The 3,591-nt window shown below is 70.3% G+C and carries 5 protein-coding genes; 1 reads left to right on the top strand and 4 read right to left on the bottom strand.

Annotation, left to right across the window (positions count from 1 at the left end; genetic code table 11):
- From AC1DZ6_RS21345 to AC1DZ6_RS21330, 4 genes are all read right to left on the bottom strand, one after another.
- Positions 1–458 (bottom strand): flavodoxin domain-containing protein (locus AC1DZ6_RS21345; RefSeq protein WP_477099139.1); only part of this gene is annotated, 458 nt, incomplete at its 3' end.
- Positions 455–1,459, bottom strand: coding sequence for an FAD:protein FMN transferase (locus tag AC1DZ6_RS21340; protein ID WP_477099138.1), 1,005 nt, complete (start codon positions 1,457–1,459; stop codon positions 455–457). The genes AC1DZ6_RS21345 and AC1DZ6_RS21340, both read right to left, overlap by 4 nt.
- 29 nt (positions 1,460–1,488) lie before the next feature.
- Complete coding sequence (locus AC1DZ6_RS21335) at positions 1,489–2,010, bottom strand: DUF2271 domain-containing protein (RefSeq protein ID WP_477099137.1); 522 nt, start codon at positions 2,008–2,010, stop codon at positions 1,489–1,491.
- A gap of 11 nt (positions 2,011–2,021) precedes the next feature.
- Entirely contained in the window at positions 2,022–2,651 is a 630-nt protein-coding gene (locus tag AC1DZ6_RS21330) for a PepSY-associated TM helix domain-containing protein (RefSeq protein WP_477099136.1), read from the bottom strand.
- A 222-nt stretch (positions 2,652–2,873) separates the two neighbouring features.
- Here AC1DZ6_RS21330 and AC1DZ6_RS21325 point away from each other — a divergent pair, with 222 nt between their 5' ends.
- A complete protein-coding gene (locus tag AC1DZ6_RS21325) occupies positions 2,874–3,242 on the top strand; it encodes a response regulator (protein WP_477099135.1) in 369 nt (122 codons plus the stop codon).
- The last annotated feature ends 349 nt before the right edge of the window (positions 3,243–3,591 follow it).

Below are 3,591 nucleotides of genomic sequence, written 5' to 3'. Positions count from 1 at the left end.
GCGCAGAACTGGGCGTACCCGCTGTCGCYCAGGGCCAGCACGCCATAGCTCAGGTCGTGCAGTTTCGGTTCGCCGCTCATGACGTCGCGAATGAAACGGCGGGCGGTGTCGGGGGCGTCGCCTTCGCCGGTGGTGCTGACCACGAACAGGGCGCGGCCGGCGGTCTTCAGGTCCGGCGCTTTGACCTCGGCCAGGCTCTTCAGGGTCACCCGCAAGCCCGCGTCGCCCAGCAGCTTGGCGGTGGCCATCGCCAGTTCCTCGGCGAAGCCGGTCTGGCTGGCGTGGACGAGCAGCACCGTCGCGCCGGCTCCCGCCGACAGGGCCTGGGCCGCCCGGCGAGCGGCGCGGCGGCGCAGGGCCTCGCGCACGGCGATGGCCAGGCAGAACAGCATGTAGCCGCTCAGCACCAGCCCGGCGGTCTCCAGGCGCTCGGGCGTCAGGGTGTCGAATGGGCTCATGCGTCGAGCATCGCCGACAGGGCCGGCGACAGGCGCTCTTCCAGGCCGGCCGGACCGTGCGTCAGGATCAGCGCGGCCAGGCCGTGCGCCGTCGCGAAGGCCAGGGCCGCTTCGGGCGCCATCACGGTCAGGGCCGTGGCGTAGGCGTCGGCGCGCATGCAGCTGTCGGCCAGCACCGTGACGCTGACCGTGGCGTTGGCGACCGGCGCGGCGGTGGCCGGGTCAAGGGTGTGGGCGTAGCGGCGGCCCTCGTGCTCGAAGAACCGGCGATAGTCGCCCGACGTCGCCACCGACAGGCCGTGCAAGGCGACCAGGGTGCGAGGGCCGTCTCCAACTGGACGAAGAGGCGTGGGCGGCCGCTCCAGCTCGACCCACCAGGGCGAGCCGTCGGGCTTGGCGCCGGTTCCGCGCAGTTCGCCCCCGACCTCGACGAGGTACGAGCGCGCGCCGGCCCGGTCGAGCGCCGTCGCGACCTGGTCGACCGCGAAGCCCTTGGCGATGCCGTTGAGGTCCAGGCGCAGGCCGCCGGGCTGAAACAGGCTGTCGCCGTCCAGCGTCAGGCGGCGCCAGCCGGCGGTCTCGCGGAGGCTGGCCAGGTCCCGGGCGTCCGGCGGCGAACCGGAGAAGGGGCGGGGGCCGAAGCCCCAGAGATCGACCAGGGCGCCGAGGGTGGGATCGAACRCGCCGTCGGTGGCTTCGGCGACCTCCAGGGCGGCGCGCAGCACCTGGGCGAAGGCCGGGGGCAGGGCGGTCCAGCTTCCGGCCGCGACGCGGTTGTAGCGGGACAGATCCGACAGCGGCTCCCACGGGCTCATTTGCCGTACGACGCCGTCCAGCGCGCGCTGGACCATGGCGGACAGGGCGTCGGCGTTGGCGGTCGGCGGGGCCACCAGCTTGACCGACCAGGTCGTGCCCATCGTCCGGCCGGCCAGAGCCAGCACCGCGCCGCCGATCGGGCGGGCGGGCGGCTCGGCGAACTGGGGGACAAGGACGCGGGTCATCTCGGCGAGCGCTGGAGCGGCTGTCGGGTCTATTTGACGGCGACGGTGACGGCGCCGACCTCGGCCTCGCCCTTGGCCGTGACGGGCTTGCCCGGCTTGCCCCAGACGAACGGCACGCGCACGGCTTCCTGGCCGCCCACCTCGCGGGCGGCCTCGACCACCAGGGTGTACTGGCCCGGCTTGAGATCCTTGAGCGGACCCTTGGCCCCGGCGAACACCAGCTTCTGGGGACCCGGCGCGCGGGTGGCGCCGCTGACGCCGTCGGCGGGGAAGGTCATGGTCCGGCCGGCCTTGCGCCACCACTGGCGCATGTCCTTGAGCCACTTCACGCCTTTGTCTTCCCTGGCGTCGTTGTCGTACCAGACGGCCAGGGTGCCGGCGGCGGTGGCGTCGGCCGGGTTCTCGATCCAGATCGAGACATAGGGCTTGTGGTACTCGGCGACGGTCAGGCGCGGGATCTCGACGGTGACGTTGAGGTCGGCCGCCAGGGCCGGCGAGGCGGCGCCGACGCCGAGGGCCGAGAAGGTCAGCAGGGAAAGGGAGCGCTTCATGACGGGACGCCTCACAAGTGGACGAAAAGGATGACGAGCAGCAATGGGATCACCAGGCCGCCGGCCACCAGGGGCCAGGTCAGGGGACGGGCCCGGGCGTGGAACTGCAGGAGGATCAGGCCGGTGACCGCGAAGACCACGCAGGCCCCGGCGAAGACGTCGATGAACCAGCCCCAGGCCTTGCCGGCGTTGCGGCCCTTGTGCAGGTCGTTGAGCAGGCTGATCGCGCCGCGCGTGGTCTTCTCGTGCTCGACGGCGCCGGTCCTGCGGTCGATGCTGATCCAGGCGTCGCCGCCGGGGCGGGCCAGGGCGACATAGATCTCCTGCTCCGACCACTCGCCCTGGCGACGGGCGATGTCGGCGTCGACGGCCTTGTCCAGCCAGGCCTCGACCTTGATCGGCAGCGGGCGCTTGCCCTCGACCGGACCCTTGGCCAATTCGGCCAGCAGGTCGGCGGGCAGGGCGGCTTTAAGGTCGACGACCTTGGGCGTGGCCTCGATCTGGCCGGCATGGTTCAGGGTGAAGCCGGTGATCGCGAACAACAGCATCCCGATCAGGCTCAGCGCGGCGCTGATCCAGTGCCACTGGTGCAGCTGCTTGAGCCAGAACGAGCGGCTTTGCTGGGCGGGTGCGGTCTTCACGAAATCCCGGGGCGTGAGGGCTTTGGTTGAGCTTCATGCCCATACTTGAGAACGAGTTGCAAAAGCAAGCCTTCCCGCGCGCCGCTGGTCACACGCCTGAGTTTTCCTTTGAAATAAAGGACTTCTGGGTTGTCGGCTGCGACGATAGCGCACGGCGACGGGGCCTCTGGGGCGGGTTAGTCGTGTTTACCAGTTGTTAAGTAAGCACGTCGGGGGCGAGCGTTGCGCAAGATCCTAGTCGCGGAGGACGACATCCTCCTGGCCACCATCCACGAGATCACCCTCACCGAGGCGGGGTTCGACGTGCTGGTCTGCCGTGACGGCGAACAGGCCCTGGCGGCCATGGACGCCTTCGATCCCGACATGCTGATCACCGACTTCTCGATGCCGCGCATGAACGGCGGGGAACTGATCCGCGCCACCCGCCGTCGCCGGGGCGCGCGCACCGCGGTGCTGCTGGCCTCGGCCCGCGACGAGCACCTGCTGAAGGAAGACGAGCGCGGCGACGCCCGCCTTGAAAAGCCGATCTCGCCGGGACGGCTGCTGCGGGCGGTTCGGGCGCTTGAGGCGAGCTGGCCGGAAGCGGCTTAGAGAAACCCTCTCTCTTAGAGATAGCGGTTTCGTGGGCGCGTCACGCAAGGACACGCGGCGCCCATCCGGTAAGCTTGGCCTGAAAACTCGACCAACCGAGGTCTCTTCGCGACCGATGACCTCGACAAGCCGCGCTTTAGAGGAGAAGTATGCCGCCTTTCGTCGTGGGAGCATGCCCGCGCGTCGCATTGGGGTCGTTTCTTGAAAACGCTGTTCTTTACCGCCTCCGCCCTTGCTCTCTCGCTCAGCTTCAGCGGCGCCTTCGCCCAGGAGCGCCTGCCCGTCCAGGCCCCGCCGACCCCGCCGATCGCCGCCGCCCAGGACATCGCCTATCCCGGCGTGCTGAAGC

Source organism: Caulobacter sp. P1_B12_2 (genome assembly GCF_056406675.1).
The sequence above is the reverse complement of the archived record's forward strand: the minus strand, read 5'-3'. Positions and strand labels throughout refer to the sequence as shown.